Origin of the sequence: Cedecea lapagei (assembly GCF_900635955.1) — a bacterium.
GTDB classification, from domain to species: Bacteria; Pseudomonadota; Gammaproteobacteria; order Enterobacterales; family Enterobacteriaceae; genus Cedecea; species Cedecea lapagei.
The window spans coordinates 801,664-824,948 of sequence record NZ_LR134201.1; the positions used below are offsets into that span (position 1 = coordinate 801,664).

The window sequence follows — 23,285 nt, forward strand, 5'->3', positions numbered from 1 at the left end:
GGGAGGTCAATTTGATCCCGGACGTATCACAGGCTTTGGCCTGGCTGGAAAAGCACCCTGAAGCAGTAAAAGGCATTTGCCGTGGTCTCGAGCGTGAAACGCTGCGCGTGACGCCAGAAGGCGATTTAGCCACTACCGGGCATCCGGAAAGCCTTGGCTCAGCGTTTACTCATAAATGGATTACCACGGACTTCGCCGAAGCCCTCCTGGAATTTATTACCCCGGTTGATGGCGACATTGACCATATGCTGACCTTCCTGCGCGATATTCATCGCCATACGGCGCGTGAGCTGGGCGAGGAGCGCATGTGGCCACTGAGCATGCCGTGTTACATCGACGACGGTCAGAACATCGAGCTGGCGCAGTACGGCTCCTCTAATGCAGGCCGTTTTAAAACGCTTTACCGCGAAGGGCTGAAAAACCGCTATGGCGCGCTGATGCAGACCATTTCCGGCGTCCACTACAATTTCTCCCTGCCGATGGCTTTCTGGCAGGCTAAATGCGGCGTTCAGGACGCTGACAGCGGCAAAGAGGCGATCTCCGCCGGCTACTTCCGGCTGATCCGCAACTATTACCGTTTCGGCTGGGTGATCCCTTACCTGTTCGGCGCTTCTCCGGCTATCTGCTCCTCATTCCTGCAGGGAAAAGAGAGCGCGTTACCGTTTGAGAAAACCGAGTGCGGCATGTATTACCTGCCTTATGCTACTTCGCTGCGCTTGAGCGATCTGGGGTATACCAACAAGTCGCAGAGCAATCTTGGCATCACCTTTAACGAGCTGAACACCTACGTTGATGCGCTGAAGCGGGCGATTAAAACGCCTTCGGAAGAGTACGCTAAGATTGGTTTAATGAAGGACGGCAAACATTTGCAGCTCAACACCAACGTGCTGCAAATTGAGAACGAGCTCTATGCGCCGATTCGACCAAAACGCGTGACGCGTGACGGTGAATCGCCGTCAGATGCGCTGCTACGCGGCGGCATCGAGTATATCGAAGTGCGGTCTCTGGACATCAATCCGTTCTCGCCGATTGGCGTGGATGAGCAGCAGGTTCGCTTCCTCGATCTGTTTATGATTTGGTGCGTGCTGGCGGATGCGCCGGAGATGAGCAGCGACGAGCTGCTGTGTACCCGCACTAACTGGAATCGGGTCATTCTGGAAGGGCGTAAGCCAGGGCTTACCCTGGGCATGGGCTGTGAAAAGGCTCAACATCCGCTGTCTAAGGTGGGTAAAGATCTGTTTGCCGACCTGCGCCGCGTCGCGGAAACGCTCGACGGCATGACCGACAGCCAGGAATATCAGCAGGTCTGCGACCAGCTGGTTGCCAGCTTCGACGATCCGGAGTTAACGTATTCCGCACGTATTTTGCGTTCTATGATTGATAACGGAATCGGCGGCACCGGCCTGGCACTGGCTGAACAATACCGTCAGCAGCTGATTCAGGAACCGTTGGAAATCTTAACAGCGGATGCGTTGCAGAAGGAGCATGATGCTTCATGGCAGCGTCAGCGTGATATCGAAGCGGCGGATACTGAGCCGTTTGATAGCTGGCTTGAGAAACAGGGCTGACAGAAAAGAAAATGGCCACATACTTGTGGCCAAATATTCATCTCTGAATAACAGGGATGATGATAACAAATGCGCGTCTTTCATATACTCAGACTCGCGTGCGTAAAAATAGTTTCAATTATTTTTAAAAAAAATCATTTTATCGGAGGTGACCAGATGCCGTTGTTGGATAGCTTCACAGTCGACCATACTCGTATGGGTGCGCCTGCAGTTCGTGTAGCCAAAACTATGCACACGCCACACGGTGACACCATTACGGTGTTTGACCTGCGCTTTTGTGTCCCGAACAAGGAAGTGATGCCGGAAAAAGGGATCCATACACTGGAGCACCTTTTCGCCGGCTTTATGCGTGACCACCTGAACGGAAACGGTGTTGAGATCATCGACATCTCCCCGATGGGCTGCCGCACCGGGTTCTACATGAGCCTGATTGGGGTACCGGAAGAGCAGCGCGTGGCCGATGCCTGGAAAGCGGCAATGCAGGACGTGCTGAAGGTGAAAGAGCAGAACCAGATCCCTGAGCTGAACGTTTACCAGTGCGGTACTTACGAGATGCACTCTCTGCAGGAAGCGCAGGATATCGCCCGCCACATCATCGAGCATGGCGTTAGCGTCAATAGCAATGATGAGCTTGCCCTGCCAAAAGAGAAACTCAAAGAGCTGCACATTTAGTTCTCTGCCAGCAGCAAAAGGAGCCTTATGGGCTAATGCCGGTCACCTTAAGCGATCGGCATTAGCCCAAAGGCTCCTTTCATATCAGATATCAGTGTGCGCCACCGCCGCCACCGCCCGCTCCGAAAGGCGGCTTGGCAAACCATACCAGCCCAAGCAGCAGAATAAATACGCCTGCCGAGAACCAGAAAATCTCGTTCGCAGAGATGATCAGCCCCTGGTTGGTTATCTGCTGGGCGATATAGCCGGAAGCCTGCTGCTGCGTCATGCCTAAGCCCTGAAGCTGGTTGTAGCTCTCAACCGCGTTCGGGTTAAACGGCGTTACCGATTCCGTAAGCTGCGCATGGTGCAGCGACTCGCGGTTAGTCCACAGCGTAGTGGTTATCGAGGTGCCAATCGAGCCGGCCAGCGTACGGGTAAAGTTCGACAGGCTCGACGCGGCGGCAAGACGCTCCGGCGGCAGGCCGGACAGGGTAATGGTCGTCAGCGGCATGAAGAAGCACGCCACCGCAAAGCCCTGAATAAACTGCGGCCAGGCCGACGCGGCGAAGTCCATCCCCGGCTCAAAGGTATAGGCGCGCCAGTAGAAGCACACCGCATACATAATGAAGCTGAAGGTCACCAGACGACGCATATCGAGCTTATGCGCAAAGCGACCGATAATCGGCGACAGCAGCACCGGGATTATCCCTACCGGCGCGGACGCAAGCCCGGCCCATGTTGCCGTATAGCCGTATACCTCCTGCAAGAGCTGCGGCAGCAGCACAATCGCGCCGAAGTAAAGCATGTAGGCAAGGCTGATACACAGGCAGCCGATGGTGAAGTTTCGCGACTTAAACAGCGACAGATCGACTATCGGGTTATCGTCGGTGAGCTCCCACACAATCAGGAAACTGAGGGTGACCACCGCCACCACCGTCAAGACGATGATTTCCGTCGAGTTAAACCAGTCCAGCTCTTTACCCCGGTCGAGCATGATCTGCAGGCTGCCGATCCCCAACACCAGCAGGGCCAGCCCCACGCCGTCAATACGTCGCTGCTCGGTACGGGTTTCTCGGCCGCGCAGGGCCTGCAGGCTCATCAGCACCACGACAATGCCAATCGGCACGTTGATGAAGAAGATCCAGCCCCAGTGATAGTTGTCGCTAATATAGCCGCCCAGAATCGGGCCGCAAATTGGCGCGACGATCACCGTCATCGACCACAGCGCCAGCGCAATGCTGCGCTTGGCAGGAGGGTAGTTACTTAGCAACAGGCTCTGCGACAGCGGGATCAGCGGCCCGGCGACAATCCCCTGAATAACGCGGAAGAAGATCAGCATCGTCAGGCTGTTCGACACGCCGCACGCCCAGGACGCGATAGCGAACAGCACGGTCGACCACAGGAACAGCCTCACTTCCCCGAAGCGTTTGGCCAGCCAGCCGGTTATCGGGATTGAGATGGCGTTGGCCACCCCAAACGAGGTGATAACCCACGTTCCCTGACTCAGCGAAGAGCCCAGGTTACCGGCAATCGTCGGGATAGCCACGTTAGCAATGGTGGAGTCCAGCACCTGCATAAAGGTCGCCAGCGACAGGGCGATGGTCATGATGACCAGCTGGGCTCCTTCTAGCGGTTTTTGTTGTGCCATACATCCTCCGGTTTGTTAACCCGCATTGGCCTGAATAATCTGGTCAATAAGCTGGTTAGCCGGCGTCAGATTCAGCTCGCGGGCGTTACTTTCGTAAACCGGTGTGCTGCGGGTCTGGGATGACAGTACGCTACCGTCGCGGTTGCTGGTATCGACATTCACCAGCGTGGACAGGCCAATGCGCAGCGGATGCTGTTCAACCTGTTTGGCATCCAGTTCGATACGAACCGGCAGGCGCTGAACCACTTTGATCCAGTTCCCGGTGGCGTTCTGCGCTGGCAGCAGCGAGAAGGCGCTGCCGGTACCCATATCCAGGCCGACAACTTTACCGGTGTACTTCACCTCGTCACCGTAGATATCACTGATGATGGTCGCAGGCTGGCCGATACGCATGTGTGCCAGCTGGGTTTCTTTAAAGTTAGCGTCAACCCACATTCCGCTGGCCGGCACGATAGCCATCAGCGGGGTGGACGGGCTGATTTGTGCGCCAACCTGGACGGCACGGCGAGAAACGAAGCCGGTCATCGGGCTGACGATTTTGGTACGCTGCAGCGCCATCCAGCTGTTGCGAACTTCGGTTGCCGCCTGCTGAACGGCGGGCTGTTCTTCTAGCTTCGTGCCGAGGATCATCGCCTGGTTGGCGTTATATTGCTGCACGGCAACATCTAACTGAGCCTGAGCGCTGGTGACCGCATCACGGGCGTGCTGCAGTTCTTCACGGCCAATCAGGTTGGCGCTGCCCAGCGGAATACGGCGGTTCAGGTCGCTTTGTGCCTGTGCCAGCGCGGTTTTCTGCAGTTCGATGTTCGCCTGATACTGTTTGCTGTTGATCATCAGCTGGCGAGTCTGGCGCACGCTTGAGGCCAGCTGAGTTTTTGCCTTTTCAAATGCCTGTTCGGCATCGGCTCCGTCGAGACTGACCAGCACATCACCCTGTTTTACAAAGTCGGTATTGTCCGCCCAGACTTTGGTCACGCTACCGGAGACCTGGGCCATGATCTGCACCTGGTTTCCTGCCACATAAGCATCATCGGTCTCTTCAAAGTGGCGCAGCACCAAAAACCAATAGATGCCATAAGCCACGGCAATAATGACAAAGAGCAAGGTCAACAAGATCAGGGCACCTTTACGTTTACCTTTCTTGTTACCCGGTTGCTGCGGGGCTTGAGTCTCCGCATTTGCGCTCATGTTAATCTCCACCAGTTTATTATTATTTCCGGTCAGCTGAGCCGACCTGTTAGACCTGACAGGCCAGCAACGTGATTGCTGGCCTGAAAGTAGTTGTGAAATCGGATTGTTGTCGGACGTGCAGACGGTGAAAGCTTAGCTCAGCGCCTCAAGGATCACTTTGTCCTCTTCCATTTGGTCGAGGCGGTTGAGCAGCTTACGGGTGATCTGTTCCAGCTGCGCTTTTTCGTCGGCGTCGAGGGCGGACCAGAGCTGATGCAGACAGTTATGCTGCGGCGGCAGCACCTGAAGCAGGAATTCGTGACCTTTTTCGGTCAAATGCAGATGCAGGCAGCGGCGATCGTTGTCGCTTTCGCGGCGTTCAATCCAGCCGCGTTTTTCCAGCTCATCGGCGATACGCGTCGCATTTGTGCGGGATGAACCCAGCGCGCAGCTCAGCTCAGAAGGCTGAATGCTGTGATTTTCCTGGGACTCAAGGGTGATGAGTGCCATGAATAAGGTCTCGTTGATCCCCTGCGCCTTCAGCATCTTATTGCGGTTTTCCAGCAGTTTGCCCTGCATGTGCATACATAGACGCGTCAACAGAACCTCCTGGTATGGGAACTCCTGATAACGTTTGGCGCGGAACTTCAGCATTTGTTCTATGGGCGTGAACGAACTATCCATTTTGGCATAACCTCATTAGTTGCAGCCGATATAGTAACGATGGTGACAAATAAAGTAAATGCATTATTTATACGTTTATATGCGTATGTATACGTTTATATACGTTTGATTGATGCCACCATCGGCGTAAACCACGCCAGGTCATAGCCCAGAGCGCTAAGCAGCGTGGATGAAGAAAATGGGTTTCGAGTGGGATAACGGCGTTTAACGGCATCGAAGCCGGAGGCTGATGCCTTGAGGACAGGATAAGTGGCGATGGAAAAGCTGTTTTTCAGTCTTACGCAAGGTTTCGCCCGGCGGCGATTGTCTGCTGAAAAAGTTGCGGGTCTATCCATATACGGTGTTAATAAATAACCTGCGTTAATGTCACTCGAATTAGTAGACGGGGACAACCTTAACAGACTGTCCCCGTCATTACATCTTCAATTTCCCTTATGGGCAGCGGCCAGAACGCGCTAATCGGCCTGCGGCTGGTACCCGCGCCACCACACTACCAGATTTAGTAGGGCGACGCTGGCGCCGGCAATACACACGCCATTCCAACCCGCATGCTGGTAAGCGCTGGCTGAAAGTAACGAACCCGCCGCGCCGCCAATGAAGTAGCTGGTCATGTACCCGGCTGTCAGGCGGTTACGTGCTTCCGGCATCATGCGGTAAATCAGGCTCTGATTGGTGATATGTACTGCCTGAACGGTCAGATCCAACACCAAAATACCTATAATCAAGGCGATGGCCGAGAACTGGCCGAAGGCGATGGCCGCCCAGGAAAGCAGCAGCAACAGCAGGCCAATGGTCGTGGTATGGTGCCCTTTGCACTTATCAACCAGGCCGCCAGCGGGACGGGCGCCTAGCGCGCCCGCAGCGCCCGCGAGACCGAACAGGCCAATCACTCCTTCCGAATAGTTAAACGGCGGCGAGGCAAGCAGGAAGGCCATTGAGGTCCAGAGGATACTGAAGTTGGCAAAGGTCAGGCAGCCCAGCAGGGCGCGGGTCCGCAGCAGGCTATTTTGGATAAACAGGCTGAAGATAGAGGTCAGCAGCTGAGGATAGTTGAGGTGGTTGTCCTGTTTAACCTGCGGTAAGCCACGCCAGAGCGCCAGCGCCATCAGCGCCATCAGCACGCTGGCAATCCAGTAAACGGTACGCCAGCCGCCAAGGCTTGCCAGCAAACCGGCTACGGTTCGCGCCAGCAGGATCCCAAGCAGCAGTCCGCTCATGATCGTCCCGACCACTTTCCCGCGTTTTTCCGGTGCCGCGAGCGTTGCGGCAAAAGGCACGAGGATTTGCGCGACCACGGAGAAAAGCCCGGTCAGCGCGGTGCCCAAAATCATCGTCCACAGCGACTGGCTGGTGGCGGTGATGAGCATGCCGCCTGCCGCAAGCAACGTCATAAAGACGATGAGCCCGCGGCGCTCGAACATGTCACCGAGCGGGACCAGCAGGAGCAGCCCGGCCGCATAGCCAAGTTGCGCTGTGGTGACGATAAAACCTGCCTGGTTTATCGAGAGTGAAAAGGCATTGGCGATGGTGTCGAGCAGCGGCTGCGCGTAGTAGTTGCTGGCAACGGCGAGGCCGGTGGCGACGGACATCAGGACGATCAGCGCCGGGCTGAGTCCACGGTGATTGTTCTTCATTATTATCTTCAACTTGCCATAGAGAGGCGTGAATAATAGCGAAAAATTATGTCATCGGTAGGGGAGGTGGGTGTCGGATTGTGCGGTTATTAACCCTCAACCCGACCCTCTCCCTGGAAGGGAGAGGGGGGAAATCGAGAGAAAAGGGAAGCCGGTTATTGGTTGATCCCTTCTCCCTTTTGAGGAGAGGGGCGGTCTATTTCGCCGCCAGCGCCTCTTTCACCCAGCCGTCAAACTGCGCCTGGTGCGCCTTGATCCAGCCATCCACGTGGCCGTTGATATCGGCTTCGGAAGACTTACCGTTGTGCATCATCGCATTCTGGGCGTTAATGTCCGCCAGCGGCAACTTCATGATGGCAAACAGCTTCGCGGCCTGCGGATTCTTCTCGGCCCATGCTTTGTTAGCGACAATATGCATGGTGTTTACCGGGAAACCGTAGTTCGCGCCGTTAGGCAGTTTGGTATCGATATCTTTCTGCTCGCCCGGCAGGGAAGAGAACGGCACCTGCAGCCAGACCACATCTTTACCCGGCTTCAGCACGTCGCTCACCCAATAGGGGGTCCAGGTGTAGTACAGCACCGGCTTGCCTTCCTTAAAGCGCGCAATCGTGTCGGCCATCATTGCCGAGTAGTTGCCGTGGTTAACGGTGACGGTGTTCGCCAGCTTATAGGCTTCGTTCTGGTGGTTAATTACCGCCTCACAGCCCCAGCCTGGCGTACAGCCCATCATGTCAGCTTTGCCGTCGCCGTTGCTGTCGAACAGTTTGGCGATTTTGGGATCTTTAAGCTGCTCAATATTGGTGATGTGGTACTGATCAGCGGTTTTCTTGTCGATAAGATAACCCTGAGCCGCGCCGGTCACGTAGGTGCCCTCGCGGTAAAATTTCTTGTCTCCGCCCGCGGCGGCATACATATCATCGTGCAGAGGCTGCCAGTTAACGGCGGTAAAGGTGGCGTCACCGGAGGCGATGGAAGTGTAGCCGACGTTATAGTCCACTTCACTTGGCTTATTCACGGTGTAGCCCATTTTTTCCAGCGCGCGGCTCACCAGCAGCGTCTGGAAGGTCTCCTCGGAGATGGTGCTTTGGACCGGTTGAACGGTGATGCCTTTGCCCGGCAGGTCTGCCGCAAAAGCGCTGGTGGTAACGAGTGTCGCAAGAGCTGTGGCTAAAATAGCGTTATGTCGCATCGTTATTCCTTTTTAAGGGTGATGGGGCGAGGGGCGGCACGGGGCCGCCGCCAGGCTTATTTAATGAAGGGACGGGTCAGCAGACCCAGCGGGCCGGTGGTGTACCAGCGGCGGTTGCCACGGGAGCGGGAATCGCGCCCTATGGACTGGGTCAGGCGGTCGAGAATAATGGCGAGAATAACAATCCCCACGCCACCGACCGTCGCCAGGCCCATATCGAGGCGGCCAATGCCGCGCAGAACCATCTGACCCAGACCGCCGACGGCGATCATCGAAGCGATCACGACCATCGACAGCGCCAGCATCAGCGTCTGGTTGACCCCGGCCATGATGGTAGGCATCGCCAGCGGCAGCTGGACCTTGAACAGCATCTGGCGCGGACTGGCGCCGAAGGAACGAGCCGCCTCGACTAAATCTTCCGGCACCTGCTTAATCCCGAGGATTGTCAGGCGCACAATCGGCGGCAGGGCGAAGATAATCGTCACCACGACGCCCGGCACGTTGCCGATGCCGAACAGCATCACGATAGGCACCAGGTAAACGAACGCCGGAGTGGTCTGCATCGCATCCAGCAGCGGGCGAATAATTTTCGCCGCTCGTTCGCTGCGCGCCAGCCAGATCCCTAACGGCAGGCCAATGACCATACAGAACAGCAGGGCGGTCAGCACCAGCGCGAGGGTAACCATTGCCTGAGACCACGCGCCAATCGCGCCGATGGCAATCAGAGAGACCAGCGTGGCGACGCCCATGCCGAGGCTCGACATCTGCCAGGCAATCAGCGCAAAGACGATAATCGCCACCGGAGCCGGCATGCCCAGCAGCAGCTGCTGAAAGCCGCTAAGGATGTAATCCACCGGCACACGAATCCCCTGGAACACCGGACGGAAGTTCGTCACGACCCAGTCGATACCCTGCGTCACCCAGCTATCCAGCGGGATCAGCGTTTTGTGGAAGGGATCGAGTAAATTAAAGTGCTCCGGCGCCGCTGCCGGGGCGGAGTTTAGCCAGTCTGCGCCACCGCTGGTGGCTGCATCCGATGCCGGAGCGCCCCATGCGTCTGCAGAGCCTGCGGCCTGATTAGTCGCTGCATCGGTTGCCGCGCTGCTGGTATCCCACGGATTAGTTGCGTCACTCATTGACTTGCCCCCTCACGATCTAATGCCTGAAGCAGCACCCCTTTTGAGATGATGCCCACGTACTGTCCCTCTTCACTGACCACCGGCACCGCGCAGGGAGCCTGGCCGACGTGTGAGAGCAGATCGCTCAGTGAGGTTTCGGCGGAGACGGCTTCCGGGGACGCCAGGAACGCATTGTCCAGCCCTTCCCCCGCAGCCAGCGCCGCTTTCAGCGAGTCGGTAGAGACTATGCCGAGAAATTTCTGTCCGCGCTCAATGACATAGCCATATTCGCGGTCGTCATCCTGCAGCAGCTTCAGCGCCGAACGTGGACCAAAACCGGTGGTTTTCCGCAGCAGGCCTGCCGGGCTACGGCGGGCGATATCTTTGGCGCTAAACACCTGGCTGATATCCACGCCGCGGAAGAAGGTACGCACATAGTCGTTAGCCGGATTATTGAGGATTTCATCCGGCGTGCCGACCTGTACCACTTCGCCACCCTGCATAATGGCAATACGATCGCCAATACGCATGGCTTCATCAAGGTCGTGGGAAATAAACACGATGGTGCGCTGATGTTTTGCCTGCAGCTTAATTAATTCATCCTGCATTTCAGTGCGAATTAGCGGATCTAGCGCCGAGAACGCCTCATCCATTAGCAATATGTCAGGGTTAATTGCCAGCGCGCGGGCCAAACCTACGCGTTGACGCATACCGCCTGAGAGTTCATCAGGATACGCGTTCGCGTAATTCTCCAGCCCCACCTGGCGTAATGCATCGAGGGCTTTTTCCTGACGTTCTTTGACCGGCATACCTGCGAGCTCCATACCGAAAGCGGTATTATTTAATACCGTCATATGGGGCATCAGGGCAAATGACTGGAAGACCATTGAGATCTTATTTTTGCGCACCTCACGGAGTTCAGATTCCGATATTTTGGCAATATCAATGCCGTCAATCAGTACCTGTCCGCGGGTAGGTTCAATCAGGCGATTGAGAAGGCGAACCATGGTGGATTTTCCCGAGCCGGAAAGCCCCATGATGACAAAAATCTCGCCTTCTTCAATGGCCAGACTGGCGTCTTTTACGCCAAGCGACAGACCCGTTTTTTCCAGTAACTCACTCTTGGAAATACCTTTCTCAATGTATTTGAATGCGCGCTGCGGATGTTCGCCAAATACTTTATATAAATTCTTCACTTCTAATTTAATTGCCATGCAATAAACAGATTCCTGTGTTTAATTTATTTATAAATGATTCCTGATGGAAATATTGACCGGCATATACCCTAACATACTAAGAATCTGAGGCAACCCTCGATTTTGTGATATTGAAATATCCACACCGCCGCAATGGGCGAGATTTCCCGTGAGCGCTGGGCTGAGCAGGAGAGAGAGAAGGGATATATTTTTTGTCAATGCAGGTGATATTCAGCCTGAATCGCGTTGATTCAGGCTGAAATGACAAGAATATTACGGGTGAGAAGTTAAATTGATAACAGAGGTTTTATTTCTGTTCAGCAGCCACTTCGCCTTTTCCTGCAAAGTATTATTTTCCCGCCAGGCATGAGCGGCAGTGACAATATTCTCCAGGGCTTCATCAGGCTTAAAAGTCTCGATATTCGGCCAGGGCCATGGTTTCTGGCTATCGACAAACTGCGCAATATACAGGTAGCCATTTTGCAGGCTGTGGTCGCCGCTTTTCGCCTGCCAGACGTTGACGCCGACCTTGTCTCCGAGCACGCCTAGCGGGTTCCAGGCATCAAGAATAAAGTTGCTGTAATGCCAGGATCGCGTGCGGCCAATTTCCGTGACCGGCACGCCGTTTGCGTCAAACTGTACCGGCACACGCTCTGTGGCAGAAATCAGGCGCTGTTTTGCAGCGTCTTTATCCCCCAGCCAAAGGGCGATCGCGGTTGCCTGAACGTCATACCAGGTGCCGTGGTTATTTTCAGCGGCGGCCTCTTTTTTGCCGTTTTCACTGGTGGTGAGCCACTGATAATAATCGTGATACCACTTCCTGAGCCCATTGAAGGTCTTTTCGTCCAGCTGACCACCATCGTGCAGCAGCTCAACCGCATCTATCACCCGGACTAAACCTCGTCCATCCAGAATCCCGGTGCCGCGTACGCCTTTCCGTCCTGGAATGCTCTGGGCGTAAGTGAGGTTGGGGTTCATTCTGGTTTCCGGCGTAATGAACCAGTTCACCAGCTGCTGACGGGCTTTTTCCGCGTAGGCGTCTTTGCCGGAAAGCTGCCACGCCAGCGCCAGATTCCAGACATCGTCAATCATGCCGTTCAGCCGGGCTTTATCACTTTGCTTTCCTACGGCCGCCGGGTTCATCTGGCCATCTTTTCGCTCCCACGGCAGGCCGTCGGGGCTTTTGGGGTTGGGCCACCAGTAATCGGAGAAGCTGTAATAGTCGTGCGGATCGCCTGCCGGGGAAGAGGCGCTTTTTTGGGTAATGCTGTAAAGCGGATGGGTCAGTGCCTGGTCAGCTTTGTGTTTCAGCGCAAGCCAGGCGGGCATGAGCTCCGGATTTTGTTGACTGATTTGTTGCTTGCTGTGCGCCAACTGCCCCATATCCAGCAGCAGCGGTGCGCTAAAGGCTAACGGTGCGCTGCCGCAAAGCAGCGCGAACAGAGAAAAACGAAATAACGACATAGGCCACCTCGCAGAAACGACTCAGCGGCCAGACTACTAGAAATCCCAGTCTTCGTCTTCGGTTTCCACTGCTTTACCCATCACGTAGGAAGAGCCTGACCCGGAGAAGAAATCGTGGTTCTCATCGGCGTTGGGCGAAAGCGCAGCGAGGATTGCCGGGTTTACTTCGGCCATCTCCGCCGGGAACAGCGCCTGATAGCCGAGGTTCATCAGCGCCTTGTTGGCGTTGTAGCTGAGAAACGCTTTAACTTCCTCTTCCCAGCCCAGTTCACGGTAGAGCGTTTCGCTGTAGGCCAGCTCGTTATCGTAAAGATCCATCAGCAGGTCGAGGGCGAAATTCTGCAGCTCTGTCTGGCGCTCCGCGCTCTGCTGCGCCAGCGCCTTCTGGTACTTGTAGCCGATGTAATAGCCGTGTACCGCCTCGTCACGAATGATAAGCCGGATGAGATCGGCGGTGTTGGTCAGCTTGCCGCGGCTGGAGTAGTACATTGGCAGCCAGAAGCCGGAATAAAACAGGAACGACTCCAGAAAAACGCTGGCTATCTTTTTCTTCAGCGGATCGTTGTCCCGGTAGTGGGCCAGAATAATCCCGGCTTTTTTCTGCAGGGCTTCGTTTTGCTCGCTCCACTCGTAGGCGGCGTCCACGTCTTTGGTCTGGCAGAGTGTGGAAAATATCGAGCTGTAGGAGCGGGCGTGTACCGCCTCCATAAAGCAGATATTCGACATCACCGCCTCTTCGTGCGGTGTCAGCGAGTCGACCATCATCGCCGGGGCGCCCACGGTATTCTGAACGGTGTCCAGCAGCGTTAGCCCGGTAAAGACCCGGATGACGAGCTGCTGTTCCTGAGCGCTGAGCGATTGCCATGCCGGGATATCGTTAGAGAGCGGTACCTTCTCCGGCAGCCAAAAATTGCTGGTCAGGCGGTTCCAGACCTCGAGGTCTTTCTCGTCTTCGATTTTGTTCCAGTTGATGGCGCTTACGCGCGTAAGTTGCGTCATTTCCTTTCCTTGTACTTTCGCATTATAACGCGCAGGACACGCAGCCCTGCACCTCGGTGCCTTCCAGCGCCAGCTGCCGCAGACGAATGTAATAGAGCGTCTTAATCCCCTTTCTCCAGGCATAAATTTGCGCTTTATTGATGTCGCGGGTGGTGGCGGTATCGCGGAAAAACAGCGTCAGCGAAAGCCCCTGGTCAACGTGTCGGGTGGCTTCGGCATAGGTGTCGATGATTTTTTCCGGGCCGATGTCGTAGGCGTCCTGATAAAACTCAAGATTGTCGTTGGTCATAAACGGGGCGGGATAGTACACGCGCCCGGTTTTGCCCTCTTTGCGGATCTCAATCCGGGAGACAATCGGGTGAATGCTCGAGGTTGCGTGATTGATGTAAGAGATTGAGCCCGTCGGCGGAATTGCCTGCAGGTTCTGGTTGTACAGGCCGTATTCCCGCACATCGTCGCTGAGCTGCTGCCACTCTTCACGCCCCGGAATAGCGATGCCCGCTTGTGCAAATAACGTACGGACTCTCTCCGTCTTCGGCTCCCAGGTTTGCTCGAGATACTGGCGGAAGTATTCGCCGCTGGCATAACGGGAGTGCTCGAAGCCAGCAAAACGCTGGTTCCGCTCGCGAGCTAATGCACAGGAAGCGCGAAGCGCGTGCCAGGTGACGGTGTAGAAATAGATGTTGGTGAAATCCAGCCCTTCATGAGAGCCGTAGGCGATGCCTTCGCGCGCCAGATAGCCGTGCAGGTTCATTTGCCCGAGGCCGATGGCGTGGGACGCGGCATTGCCCCTTTCTACCGACGGCACCGAGCGAATGTGGCTCATGTCCGATACCGCCGTCAGGCCGCGAATGGCGGTATCTATCGTGCGGCCAAAATCCGGTGAATCCATGGTATGGGCGATATTCAGCGAGCCGAGGTTGCAGGAGATATCTTTGCCAGTCTGCGAATAATCCAGATTTTCGTCATAGGTCGATGCGCTGTTCACCTGCAAAATCTCTGAACACAGGTTGCTCATGTTGATGCGTCCGGCGATCGGGTTAGCCCGGTTAACCGTGTCTTCAAACATGATGTACGGGTAGCCCGACTCAAACTGGATCTCCGCCAGCGTCTGGAAGAAATCACGGGCGCTAATCCAGCTTTTACGAATGCGGTCGTCGTCCACCATCTGCTGGTAAAGATCGTTGACGCTGATGTCGCCAAACGGTTTGCCGTAGACTCTCTCCACGTCATAAGGCGAAAACAGTGCCATCTGCTGATTGGCTTTGGCGAGCTGGAAGGTGATATCCGGAATGGTGACGCCAAGCGACAGGGTTTTAATGCGGATCTTCTCGTCGGCATTTTCCCGCTTGGTATCGAGGAAGCGCAAAATATCCGGGTGGTGCGCGTTGAGGTAAACCGCGCCTGCGCCCTGGCGCGCGCCAAGCTGGTTGGCGTAGGAAAATGCGTCTTCCAGCATCTTCATTACCGGGATCACGCCCGAGGACTGGTTTTCAATGCGTTTAATCGGCGCACCCGCTTCACGCAGATTAGAGAGCAGAAACGCAACGCCGCCGCCGCGTTTGGAAAGCTGAAGCGCCGAGTTAACCGCGCGGCCAATCGACTCCATATTGTCTTCAATGCGCAGCAGGAAGCAGGAAACCAGCTCTCCGCGCTGCTTTTTGCCGCAGTTGAGAAAGGTTGGCGTAGCTGGCTGAAAACGACCGCTTAGCATCTCGTCCATCAGGCGTGCGGCCAGCTGTTCATCGCCCTGGGCGAGGGTCAGCGCCACCATGCAAACGCGATCCGGGAAATGTTCCAGATACTGCTTTCCGTCCCAGGTTTTCAGGGTGTAGCTGGTGTAGTACTTCCAGGCGCCCAAAAAGGTCTGGAACTGGAAGCCGCTGCTGTGAGCGCGATCGAACAGCTCGAGAACGAACGGGCGGGAGTAGCCGTTTAGCACGGCGGCATCGTAATACTGCTCATCCACCAGGTAATCAAGCTTCGCCTGCAGGCTGGGGAAACAGACGGTGTTCGGCAAAACATGCTGCCTGAAGAAGCTGGCTACGGCCTGTTTGTCTTTATCAAACTGGATCTGTCCCTCTTTGTCATAGAGGTTGAGCATAGCGTTGAGGGCGTGGTAGTCCACGTTTTCCGTCGCTAAACGGACTGCTTCTGTCGTTGCCAAAATTCGCTTACTCCCTTACGCACGTTGTCGATGTCTTGTGGGGTGCCCAATAGCTCAAAGCGGTAGAGGTAGGGCACCTGGCATTTTTGTGAAATGACGTCCCCGGCCCGGCAAAAGCCTTCGCCAAAGTTGCGGTTGCCGCTGGCAATCACGCCGCGGATCAGCGCGCGATTGTTGGGGTTGTTCAGAAAGCGGATCACCTGCGGCGGTACTGCCCCGGCAATCCCGCCGCCGCCATAGCTGGGCACGATTAAAATGTAGGGTTCCGTCACTTCGAGGCGCGCTTTCACGTCCAGAGGAATGCGTAAGGCGGGTAGCCCAAGGCGCTCGATAAAACGCAGGGTGTTTTCCGACTCGCTGGAGAAGTAGACGAGGTTGCTCATACGCCGGCGGCTACGCAAAGGCGGTTGATCATATCCGGGCGAAAGCCGCTCCAGCTCTCCGCTTCGGTGATCACCACCGGGAGCTGTCGGTAACCCTGAGCTCGAAGATCGTCGGCCGCTTCAGGATTGAAGTCGAGGTTGATCATCTCGAAGGCAAAACCTCGGCTCTCCATGGCCCGCTTTGTGGCATGGCACTGAACACAATCTTCTTTAGTGTAAATAGTAATGCGCATGATTCGTATTTCCCTTTAGAATAAAAGAACGCCGCCATTTTCTACGCTGCGGGTGGTGTGTTCTCACTGAGAGAAATACTAGATGTTGATTTATTATTTTGCAACCACGCAACATATGGTGTTTTTGAAGGCTGCGCAGGCGATTGAAAAGCGTAAAGGAATACGAGGGTCAGGTTCCGTTCACCGGTTCGTCGGTGGCATATGAATCTGCACTTAAGATGAACAGAACCCTATTGTTCACGTCATAAAGGTGGTTTGCGTATGTGAAAGACAACCCTTTTAACGCGGAGTGCCAATCCTCCTACTGACGCATACCAATCGCGACGCGGTTAAATGCGTTCATCATGCTTGCGGCCAGCGTTAAATCGACGATCTCTTCGGCGCTGAAAAACTGCAGCAGCGGCTGGTACACATCGTCCTCGGCATTGCTGTCGGCAATCAGGGTAATAGCTTCCGCCCAGGCCAGAGCTGCACGCTCTTTATCCGTAAACTGATGACTCACTTTCCAGCCAGCCAGGGAATCCAGCTTCACCTGCTCAACGCCGGCTTTACGCAGCGCTTTGGCATGCATTTCGAGGCAGTAGGCGCAGCCGTTGATCTGTGAAACGCGCAGAAATAGTAGTTCGATCAGCTCGTTGCTCAGAGGGCCGCTCTCAAGCCCCTGCAGAGCCTGCTTCATCGGCTTGAATACGTTAGGTGAAAGTTCGAAGTAGGGCTGACGTAGTTCGATCATGGTGGGGTTCCTCCTGTTTGTGTGAGGCAAATTTACCTCTATGATGGACTATTAAACAGAGCCATAAATTAACTAAAAAATAAGACCATGATGCAAAAATCAACCTCGCTTACCGTTACTTCCCACCACACTCAGCCACGCTATCAGCAGATTGCGCGCCAGCTAAAGCAGGCGATAAAGAGTGGCGAGCTGGTGGCAGGAGGGCGGCTACCTTCCAGCCGAACCCTGTCGCTTGAGCTGGGCGTGGCCAGGGGAACCGTAGAAAACGCTTACGCCGAACTCGTGGCCCAGGGCTGGCTTGAAAGGCGAGGGCAGGCGGGGACCTTTGTCAGCCCTTCGGTAAAACACGACGCCTGCGGTGAAAGCTTTACGGCCGCCCAGCCTCAGGGTGCTCTCCGGCCTTTTCAGATGGGGCTACCGGCGCTGGATCTTTTTCCCCGCGCTATATGGGCAAGGCTGATGGGGCGGCGTCTACGTCAGCAAAGCCGTTTTGACCTTATGCTTCCTGAATCCAGCGGCGAAGCTTCGCTAAAGCAGGCGATTGCGGATTACCTGCGCTTTTCCCGCAGCATTGACTGCCAGCCGGAGCAAATATTTATCACCTCCGGTTTTCAGGCTGGAATAGCCCTTGTGCTTTCAACGCTGGCGCGGCCGGGGGATGGCATCTGGCTTGAGGATCCGGGTTACCGCTTTATTCGCCCCGACTTTGCCAGGGCTGGGCTGCAGATCCGCGCCATCCCCGTCGATGACGGCGGCATGCAGGTTGAGCACGGTATCAGGCATTTTCCCGATGCCCGGTTTGCGCTTTTGACGCCTGCACACCAAAGCCCGTTGGGCGTAGCGCTCTCCCTGCCGCGCCGGCACGCGCTGCTGGAATGGGCCAGCCGCGAGCAAAGCTGGATTATCGAAGATGATTATGACAGCGAATTCCGCTATCACGGCAAACCGTTTCCACCGCTAAAAAGCCTGGACAGTCCGCAGCGCGTTATCTATGCCGGGACCTTCAGCAAGTCGATGTTTCCCGCCCTTCGCGTGGCGTGGCTGGTGGTGCCTCCCCATGCGGTAGACGATTTTCAGAAGCAGGCGCGCAGGCAGCCTTGTACCGCGCCAGTGCTTATCCAGCAGGCGATTGCCGACTTCCTGCGTGAGGGGCATTTCTGGCGGCACCTGAAAAAAATGCGCCAGTGTTATGCCGAGCGTCGGCTATGGCTCGAGGAGGCGCTGCGCGAGCAGGGATTTGCGGTTATTCCTCAGGAAGGCGGTATTCAGATGGTAATGGAAGTAGAGGGCGATGACCTGATTCTGGAGGGAAAAGCCAGAGCGGCGGGGCTAGCCGTTCAGGCGCTTAGCCGCTGGAGAATTGAAAAGGTTGCCCGGGGTGGTTTGCTGCTCAGCTTCACCAATATCAGCTCGCGTGAGATGGCACAGCGCTATGCACTTCAGCTGCGGCAGGCGCTAAAATGAAAAACCCCGAAGCAGGCTTCGGGGTTGGACGCGCATTTAGTCTCATGTATCGACTGTAAGAGTCCTGAGGTTAGCGGCGGGAAACCAGCAGCGCACCAAGGACAATCCCTACTGCAGCACCAATACCTACGCTCTGCCACGGTTTATCGCGGACGTAAGTATCGGCACAGCCTGCGGCGTCACGAGCGGCCTGAGTCACGCGACTCTGGCTACCGTTAAGGCGCGCGCGGGTCTCTTTCAGCAACGTTTCGGCTTTTTTACGCGCCGCATCAACTTCATCTTTCGCATCGCTGCCGAAGGACTTCAGCACATCTTCAAGCGAATCCGCAAGCTGGCTGACATCGTTATTAATATCATCTACCTGAACATCAACGTCGTTTTTGTTTGCTCGGCTAGCCATGTATCTCTCCCTTTTTAAGATGTACGGATAAGTGTAGACCATGAATTTTGCTTATGTGGAGACTCACGGTCATTGATGGGCTTTCTGGACAATTCCGAAAGCGTTGCCGATGCTGCTTAATGTAAGGTTGCGATGCAGTAGAGTTGATGACGAGGAAAATCTATGTATTTACGACCGGATGAGGTGGCCCGAGTTCTGGAGCGATCGGGGTTTACCATGGATGTGGTAACGGCAAAAACCTATGGCTATCGCCGTGGGGAGAATTACGTTTATGTTAATCGCGAAGCGCGCATGGGGCGCACCGCGCTGATTATTCACCCTACGCTGAGAGAGCGTAGCCAGTCACTGGCCGAGCCGGCTTCGGAGATGAAGACCTGCGATCACTATCAGCAATTTCCGCTTTATCTGGCCGGTGAAACGCACGAACACTACGGTATCCCGCACGGTTTTAGCTCTCGCGTTGCGCTGGAAAGGTATCTGGCTGGATTATTTGGCGAGTCTGAATAAATGAACGACTGGCTCCCGGCCAGTCGCCTCTGCGAGCCGATAATCAGGCTCTGGCTTTAATGCCCATCTGGCCGCTGACGCGAAACAGGCGGCGGCAGAAATCCAAAAAGTAGCCGTAAGCGGCTCCCATCATCATCGATACCAGCAGGTTCGACGCCACGGCGGCCACAATCTGATGCCAGTCCGCACCTACGCTCCACAAAATGGCGACATAAACCGGAGACTGGAACGTGACATAGGCCAGGATATCGGCCAGATTTTTCGCCCAGCTTGCCGGAGTGATACGACGAGCCGTACGCATAAAAGCATCGCGATAAAAGCCATAGGGCCAGGCAATAATCATATTCACCGGCACGGCGACCAGACGAGAGGAGAGTGACTGCTCGAAGGTCATGCCTGAGAGGAAGATCTCAATCATCATGTTGACTACCGAGCAATACACTACCATCGCGAAAATATCAGCGGCTGCGTGGCGTAAGCGTGACTCAGGGGAAAACATAAGGTTGGCTCCGGGTAAAAAGTAGTCGCTTGAGCTACTTTTATGGCTTATTGGCAGTGTTATGAATCATCTAATTGATCGAGCGTAGAGTATGTTACTGCCTTGATTTCATCAATTAGCTAAAAATTTTTATTTAAAGGGTTTTTGTCGATAAAGTGCGATGAAACACACTTTGCCGCTGGCATTTCCTGATTTTGTGGTTTCTTTTTTATTTTTCTATTAATTATCAGCAAGATGAGTGAAAGCACGACATCCCTAAAAAAAGCAGGGTCTCAGGGATATCCAACCCGCTTAAAATCGTTATATAATTATTTATATAGCGAGTGATGAGGAGTCGCTGATGGATAACCATTTTGGTAAGGGCCTGATAGCCGGAATGAAGGCCCGGCAGGCAGACAGCGCGGTCAACGTTGAACGTTTTTGTGCTGATTACAAACGCGGCTTCGTGCTGGGTTTTGCTCACCATATGGCCGAGCAAACCGGCGACCGGCAGCGTGCAGCCTGGGAGGCCGGGGTGCTGACTCGTCGCTATCAGCTGGATAAAGAGTCGGTGGCTGACTTTCTTAAAGAGGTCAACGCCGACGTTGCGGTTCGATGTTTCTTTGCGGGTTATGAGAAGGGCTATTGATTGCTGGCCTGGATTGCCGCCGTGCCCGGTTGTTTATGAATGGCGACGACAAGGAAAGGGGCACTTTTATTTGAGAAAAGGCGTGAAATTATTCACGCCTTTTTTGTTGTTCAGCAAACGCCGAAATCGCCTTCTTCTTTATACAGCGAGACCGAATCCGCCTTCAGCGTCAGTTTATCCGCGCCTAAGGTTGAGGCCGGCACGCAAATCAGATCCTCTCCCTGAACTTCGACCACCTGCAGCTTAGGGCCGCCCTGTTTAGGCTGAATCACATCACCTGGTTTGAACATAAAAAAACCTCTGAATGAGAAGGGAATTTAATGCAGCTTTGCCGCCTGATAACCATAGATCAGAAATTGGGGCGGATAAAGCAGGATACGCTAGCGGCGGTTCCAGGGCAGCCAGGCGAGCAAACGCACCATGCCGCAAAACCCGCTGATTCCGGCAAACAGCAAACCCGCGCCCACCAACCCTGACATCAGGAAGAATCCTTGATTGACGGTATATCCCAGTACGACGCCAAGCAGGATCAGCGTGCCTGCTACGATTTGTACCTGGCGCATGATGGGAATGGGCTGGCTTTTGTCCGCGAGAATCTCCAGGCCGTCCTTTTTCCAGGCCTCAAGCCCGCCTGCCAGAAGCATCACCTGAGCAGGTTCAGCAAGCTTAGCCAGCTTTTGAGCATGCTGGGATGAGCGCATACCGGACTGGCAGTGGAAAATCACCACATCGTGCGGCTCTAACGGGCCAAGCCGGGCACCGTTTTCAATCGCCGAGAGCGGCAACGGATGTGCTTCAGGAATATTTTCGCGGGCGTGCTCATCCGGCTCGCGGATATCTATCAGCGCCGCCCCGCTGGCAATGAGCTTTTTCGCTTCTTCTGGCATGATGGCTGGAAGGGTCATGGTGTTCCTCAAGGACAGTAAATGGCTTTCAGCGTCGCGATCACCTCGCGAACCGCACTCGCTTTAATGAAATAGAGGATCCGCTGAGCGCTACGCTGGTGCTCAATAAGTCCTTCGTCTTTCATTTTCGCCAGATGTTGAGAGGTCGCCGACGGGCTTAATCCGGCAGCCTCTGCCAGTTCACCGGCACCGGTGCCTGGAGAGTCAAGCAGCAAACAGAGGATCAGCAAACGCTTCGGGTTGCTCATGGCTTTTAGCAATTTTGCCGCTTCATCCGCGCTTGACTGCAGCCGGGAAAGATCAGGTTTCATGTTTTTTACTTTAGGTAATCCTAAACTTAGTGAATGCTAAATTAAACTTTCAACAAAGGAAAGAGCATGCGGGCAATTCTGGTGCGGCATGGCGAGAGCGAAGGCAATCAACGCGGGATAATCCAGGGAGGACTGGAAAGTCAGCTAACGGAGCGAGGGCAGCGGCAAAGCCTGGCGCTGGCCGCTGCCCTTGCAGATTTTCCCGTGGCGCAGATTTACACTTCGCCAGCCTTGCGCGCGCAAAGCACGGCCAGCGTGCTCGCCGATAAGTTTGCCTGCCCTATAACGCTGGATGAAAGGCTGCGTGAGCGGCACTTTGGCCTGCTTCAGGGGTTGTCATTTGACGAGGCGCGAATAGCGTACCCCGAAACAATGCGTCGACTGGCCGCGGGCGATCCCCTTATCTCTGCTCCCCAGGGCGAGAGCGTTGTCGATGTAAGTAAGCGCATGCTAACTGTTTTAAACACGCTGGCGTTATCCCATGCGGGTGAGACCGTCGTCGTCGTGACCCACGGTGCAGCGCTGGAAATTCTTCTTTGGCAGCTCAAAGGGGCAGCACCTGATGATGAGCTTAGCCGCTACAGCCAGCAAAACTGTAGCTACAGCCTGCTGGAGCTCACCTCTGCGGGGCCCGAACTGCAGCGCTGGGGAATCGGGACTCATTTGCTAAAGGTCAACTGAAGACTTTTGACTCAGCGTTAGTTTGCTGTGCGGCGGGCGGCATTGCGCCATGCCCTTGGCGACAGGCCGGTTTCACGCTTAAAAGCGTTGCTGAAGGCGCTTTCTGAGGTATAACCCAGCGACTGGGCGACCATGGCGATTTGATCTGCCTGCTCGCGCAGCGCTCTTTCGGCAAGCCGCATGCGCCACTGGGTCAGATAGGCTACCGGCGTTATCCCCGACACGGTGCGAAAATAGTGGGCAAATGTTGTGCGAGACATCGCGCAGGCTTTTGCCAGCTCTTCCAGGTGCCAGCTATGTGCCGGTTCGGCGTGAATCAGCTGCAGGGCCGGAGCAAGGCGGGCATCCCCCAGCGCTCGCAGCAAACCCGCAGGCAGCGCGTTGCTGGTTTGCAGGTGGGCTCGCAGGATCTGAATAAACAGCAACTGCGAAAGCTGCGCAGAAGCAAGCTGTGTGCCTGGCTGAGCCGTTTCTCTTTCGGCTATCAACTGATCGAGCAGCCAGCGGAACGAGGAAGCCTGCGGCGATGCAGCCGGAATATGGATCCACTGCGGCAGCACCTGGGCAAGCATTTGCCCGCGGTTGGGGTCCAGCAGCACGTGGCCACCCATATACTCAAACTCTTTCCCTTCGCCCAGCGCGGCGTAATTCCGCTCCCCGGCTTTAAAGACGCTCATGGCATCCACCGGTTGAATCTCTGGTGAACTGGCAACGATAAATGCCCGTTTTTCATTGAGCAGGCCAACATCGCCGGTATGGAAGTGAATGGGGGCAGGCTGACCTTCCAGCATCACCCAGCAGCTGCCTTTGACGACGGCGAAAAACTTGATTTTGTCCGGCGGCGGGAAGTGCAGGGCCCAGTCGCCGCTGGCGGTAAAACCGCCGGTGACCAGCGACTCAGCATTGGCAAATTTGAGAATTTCAGAAAACGGGTCGGTGTTCATTTCCGTACTATTGCGCAAGTAGAACGGACTTTCAAGCATTCACAATCCGGGGCGGCGCTCTTAATCTGTGCAGCAAGCAAACACATTCTGCCTGCTTGCCAGGCGA

The 23,285-nt window shown here is 55.3% G+C and carries 25 protein-coding genes; 6 read left to right on the forward strand and 19 right to left on the reverse strand.

The window, feature by feature from the left end; genetic code table 11:
* The first annotated feature begins 11 nt into the window (after positions 1-11).
* Together gshA and luxS are read left to right on the forward strand one after the other, a co-directional pair.
* Positions 12-1,568 (forward strand): glutamate--cysteine ligase, encoded by a 1,557-nt coding sequence (gene gshA, locus EL098_RS04025; protein ID WP_126354964.1) that lies wholly within the window; start codon positions 12-14, stop codon positions 1,566-1,568.
* Between the two features lie 156 nt (positions 1,569-1,724).
* Complete coding sequence (gene luxS / locus EL098_RS04030) at positions 1,725-2,240, forward strand: S-ribosylhomocysteine lyase (RefSeq protein WP_126354966.1); 516 nt, start codon at positions 1,725-1,727, stop codon at positions 2,238-2,240.
* Between the two features lie 91 nt (positions 2,241-2,331).
* Here luxS and emrB read toward each other — a convergent pair whose 3' ends face one another.
* The 13 genes from emrB to EL098_RS04095 all read right to left on the reverse strand — a co-directional run bounded on the left by emrB (position 2,332) and on the right by EL098_RS04095 (position 16,840).
* On the reverse strand, positions 2,332-3,870 hold the full coding sequence (emrB, locus tag EL098_RS04035; RefSeq protein WP_126354968.1) for a multidrug efflux MFS transporter permease subunit EmrB: 1,539 nt from the start codon (positions 3,868-3,870) through the stop codon (positions 2,332-2,334).
* Between the two features lie 15 nt (positions 3,871-3,885).
* Positions 3,886-5,058: a multidrug efflux MFS transporter periplasmic adaptor subunit EmrA gene (gene emrA, locus EL098_RS04040; RefSeq protein WP_126354970.1), complete on the reverse strand. Its 1,173-nt coding sequence runs from the start codon at positions 5,056-5,058 to the stop codon at positions 3,886-3,888.
* A 135-nt stretch (positions 5,059-5,193) separates the two neighbouring features.
* On the reverse strand, positions 5,194-5,724 hold the full coding sequence (mprA, locus tag EL098_RS04045) for a transcriptional repressor MprA (RefSeq protein WP_126354972.1): 531 nt from the start codon (positions 5,722-5,724) through the stop codon (positions 5,194-5,196).
* Positions 5,725-6,179: 455 nt separating this feature from the next.
* Entirely contained in the window at positions 6,180-7,361 is a 1,182-nt protein-coding gene (locus EL098_RS04050; RefSeq protein WP_126358349.1) for an MFS transporter, read from the reverse strand.
* A 193-nt stretch (positions 7,362-7,554) separates the two neighbouring features.
* Positions 7,555-8,547 (reverse strand): glycine betaine/L-proline ABC transporter substrate-binding protein ProX, encoded by a 993-nt coding sequence (gene proX / locus EL098_RS04055; protein ID WP_126354974.1) that lies wholly within the window; start codon positions 8,545-8,547, stop codon positions 7,555-7,557.
* A 56-nt stretch (positions 8,548-8,603) separates the two neighbouring features.
* On the reverse strand, positions 8,604-9,683 hold the full coding sequence (gene proW, locus EL098_RS04060; protein WP_126354976.1) for a glycine betaine/L-proline ABC transporter permease ProW: 1,080 nt from the start codon (positions 9,681-9,683) through the stop codon (positions 8,604-8,606).
* Positions 9,680-10,879 (reverse strand): glycine betaine/L-proline ABC transporter ATP-binding protein ProV, encoded by a 1,200-nt coding sequence (proV, locus tag EL098_RS04065; RefSeq protein ID WP_126354979.1) that lies wholly within the window; start codon positions 10,877-10,879, stop codon positions 9,680-9,682. Before proV ends, proW begins: the two co-directional genes overlap by 4 nt.
* 255 nt (positions 10,880-11,134) lie before the next feature.
* Complete coding sequence (locus tag EL098_RS04070; protein ID WP_126354981.1) at positions 11,135-12,325, reverse strand: alginate lyase family protein; 1,191 nt, start codon at positions 12,323-12,325, stop codon at positions 11,135-11,137.
* Positions 12,326-12,361: 36 nt separating this feature from the next.
* The gene (nrdF, locus tag EL098_RS04075; RefSeq protein WP_126354983.1) at positions 12,362-13,324 is read right to left on the reverse strand and encodes a class 1b ribonucleoside-diphosphate reductase subunit beta; all 963 of its coding nucleotides are present in this window, start codon (positions 13,322-13,324) and stop codon (positions 12,362-12,364) included.
* Between the two features lie 22 nt (positions 13,325-13,346).
* A complete protein-coding gene (nrdE, locus tag EL098_RS04080) occupies positions 13,347-15,491 on the reverse strand; it encodes a class 1b ribonucleoside-diphosphate reductase subunit alpha (protein WP_126354985.1) in 2,145 nt (714 codons plus the stop codon).
* Positions 15,464-15,874 carry a class Ib ribonucleoside-diphosphate reductase assembly flavoprotein NrdI gene (gene nrdI, locus EL098_RS04085; protein ID WP_126354987.1) on the reverse strand — a complete coding sequence of 137 codons (411 nt, stop codon included), beginning with the start codon at positions 15,872-15,874 and terminating at the stop codon, positions 15,464-15,466. The genes nrdE and nrdI overlap by 28 nt, the downstream gene beginning before the upstream one ends.
* The gene (gene nrdH / locus EL098_RS04090; protein WP_126354988.1) at positions 15,871-16,107 is read right to left on the reverse strand and encodes a glutaredoxin-like protein NrdH; all 237 of its coding nucleotides are present in this window, start codon (positions 16,105-16,107) and stop codon (positions 15,871-15,873) included. The genes nrdI and nrdH overlap by 4 nt, the downstream gene beginning before the upstream one ends.
* A gap of 301 nt (positions 16,108-16,408) precedes the next feature.
* Positions 16,409-16,840 carry a carboxymuconolactone decarboxylase family protein gene (locus tag EL098_RS04095; RefSeq protein WP_126354990.1) on the reverse strand — a complete coding sequence of 144 codons (432 nt, stop codon included), beginning with the start codon at positions 16,838-16,840 and terminating at the stop codon, positions 16,409-16,411.
* A gap of 87 nt (positions 16,841-16,927) precedes the next feature.
* Here EL098_RS04095 and pdxR point away from each other — a divergent pair, with 87 nt between their 5' ends.
* On the forward strand, positions 16,928-18,304 hold the full coding sequence (gene pdxR / locus EL098_RS04100; protein ID WP_232012315.1) for a MocR-like pyridoxine biosynthesis transcription factor PdxR: 1,377 nt from the start codon (positions 16,928-16,930) through the stop codon (positions 18,302-18,304).
* Between the two features lie 70 nt (positions 18,305-18,374).
* Here pdxR and EL098_RS04105 read toward each other — a convergent pair whose 3' ends face one another.
* Positions 18,375-18,704 (reverse strand): DUF883 family protein, encoded by a 330-nt coding sequence (locus EL098_RS04105; protein ID WP_126354992.1) that lies wholly within the window; start codon positions 18,702-18,704, stop codon positions 18,375-18,377.
* A gap of 162 nt (positions 18,705-18,866) precedes the next feature.
* Here EL098_RS04105 and EL098_RS04110 point away from each other — a divergent pair, with 162 nt between their 5' ends.
* Positions 18,867-19,211, forward strand: a complete 345-nt coding sequence (locus EL098_RS04110) for a DUF2002 family protein (protein WP_126354994.1) — start codon at positions 18,867-18,869, stop codon at positions 19,209-19,211.
* 43 nt (positions 19,212-19,254) lie between these two features.
* Here the strand turns inward: EL098_RS04110 and EL098_RS04115 are convergent, their stop codons facing one another.
* Entirely contained in the window at positions 19,255-19,710 is a 456-nt protein-coding gene (locus tag EL098_RS04115; RefSeq protein WP_126354996.1) for an L-alanine exporter AlaE, read from the reverse strand.
* 340 nt (positions 19,711-20,050) lie between these two features.
* Between EL098_RS04115 and EL098_RS04120 the strand changes: the two genes are divergently transcribed.
* The gene (locus tag EL098_RS04120) at positions 20,051-20,338 is read left to right on the forward strand and encodes a DUF2623 family protein (protein ID WP_126354998.1); all 288 of its coding nucleotides are present in this window, start codon (positions 20,051-20,053) and stop codon (positions 20,336-20,338) included.
* 110 nt (positions 20,339-20,448) lie between these two features.
* Here the strand turns inward: EL098_RS04120 and EL098_RS04125 are convergent, their stop codons facing one another.
* From EL098_RS04125 to EL098_RS04135, 3 genes are all read right to left on the reverse strand, one after another.
* Positions 20,449-20,628 carry a hypothetical protein gene (locus tag EL098_RS04125; RefSeq protein WP_126355000.1) on the reverse strand — a complete coding sequence of 60 codons (180 nt, stop codon included), beginning with the start codon at positions 20,626-20,628 and terminating at the stop codon, positions 20,449-20,451.
* Positions 20,629-20,718: 90 nt separating this feature from the next.
* The gene (locus EL098_RS04130) at positions 20,719-21,243 is read right to left on the reverse strand and encodes a rhodanese family protein (protein WP_126355002.1); all 525 of its coding nucleotides are present in this window, start codon (positions 21,241-21,243) and stop codon (positions 20,719-20,721) included.
* Between the two features lie 8 nt (positions 21,244-21,251).
* Complete coding sequence (locus EL098_RS04135) at positions 21,252-21,554, reverse strand: ArsR/SmtB family transcription factor (protein ID WP_126355004.1); 303 nt, start codon at positions 21,552-21,554, stop codon at positions 21,252-21,254.
* A 66-nt stretch (positions 21,555-21,620) separates the two neighbouring features.
* On the opposite strand from EL098_RS04135, the gene EL098_RS04140 reads away from it, so the two are divergent.
* Positions 21,621-22,235: a histidine phosphatase family protein gene (locus tag EL098_RS04140; protein ID WP_126355006.1), complete on the forward strand. Its 615-nt coding sequence runs from the start codon at positions 21,621-21,623 to the stop codon at positions 22,233-22,235.
* Between the two features lie 17 nt (positions 22,236-22,252).
* On the opposite strand, the gene EL098_RS04145 is transcribed toward EL098_RS04140, so the two are convergent.
* On the reverse strand, positions 22,253-23,218 hold the full coding sequence (locus tag EL098_RS04145; protein ID WP_126355008.1) for an AraC family transcriptional regulator: 966 nt from the start codon (positions 23,216-23,218) through the stop codon (positions 22,253-22,255).
* Positions 23,219-23,285 lie beyond the last annotated feature (67 nt).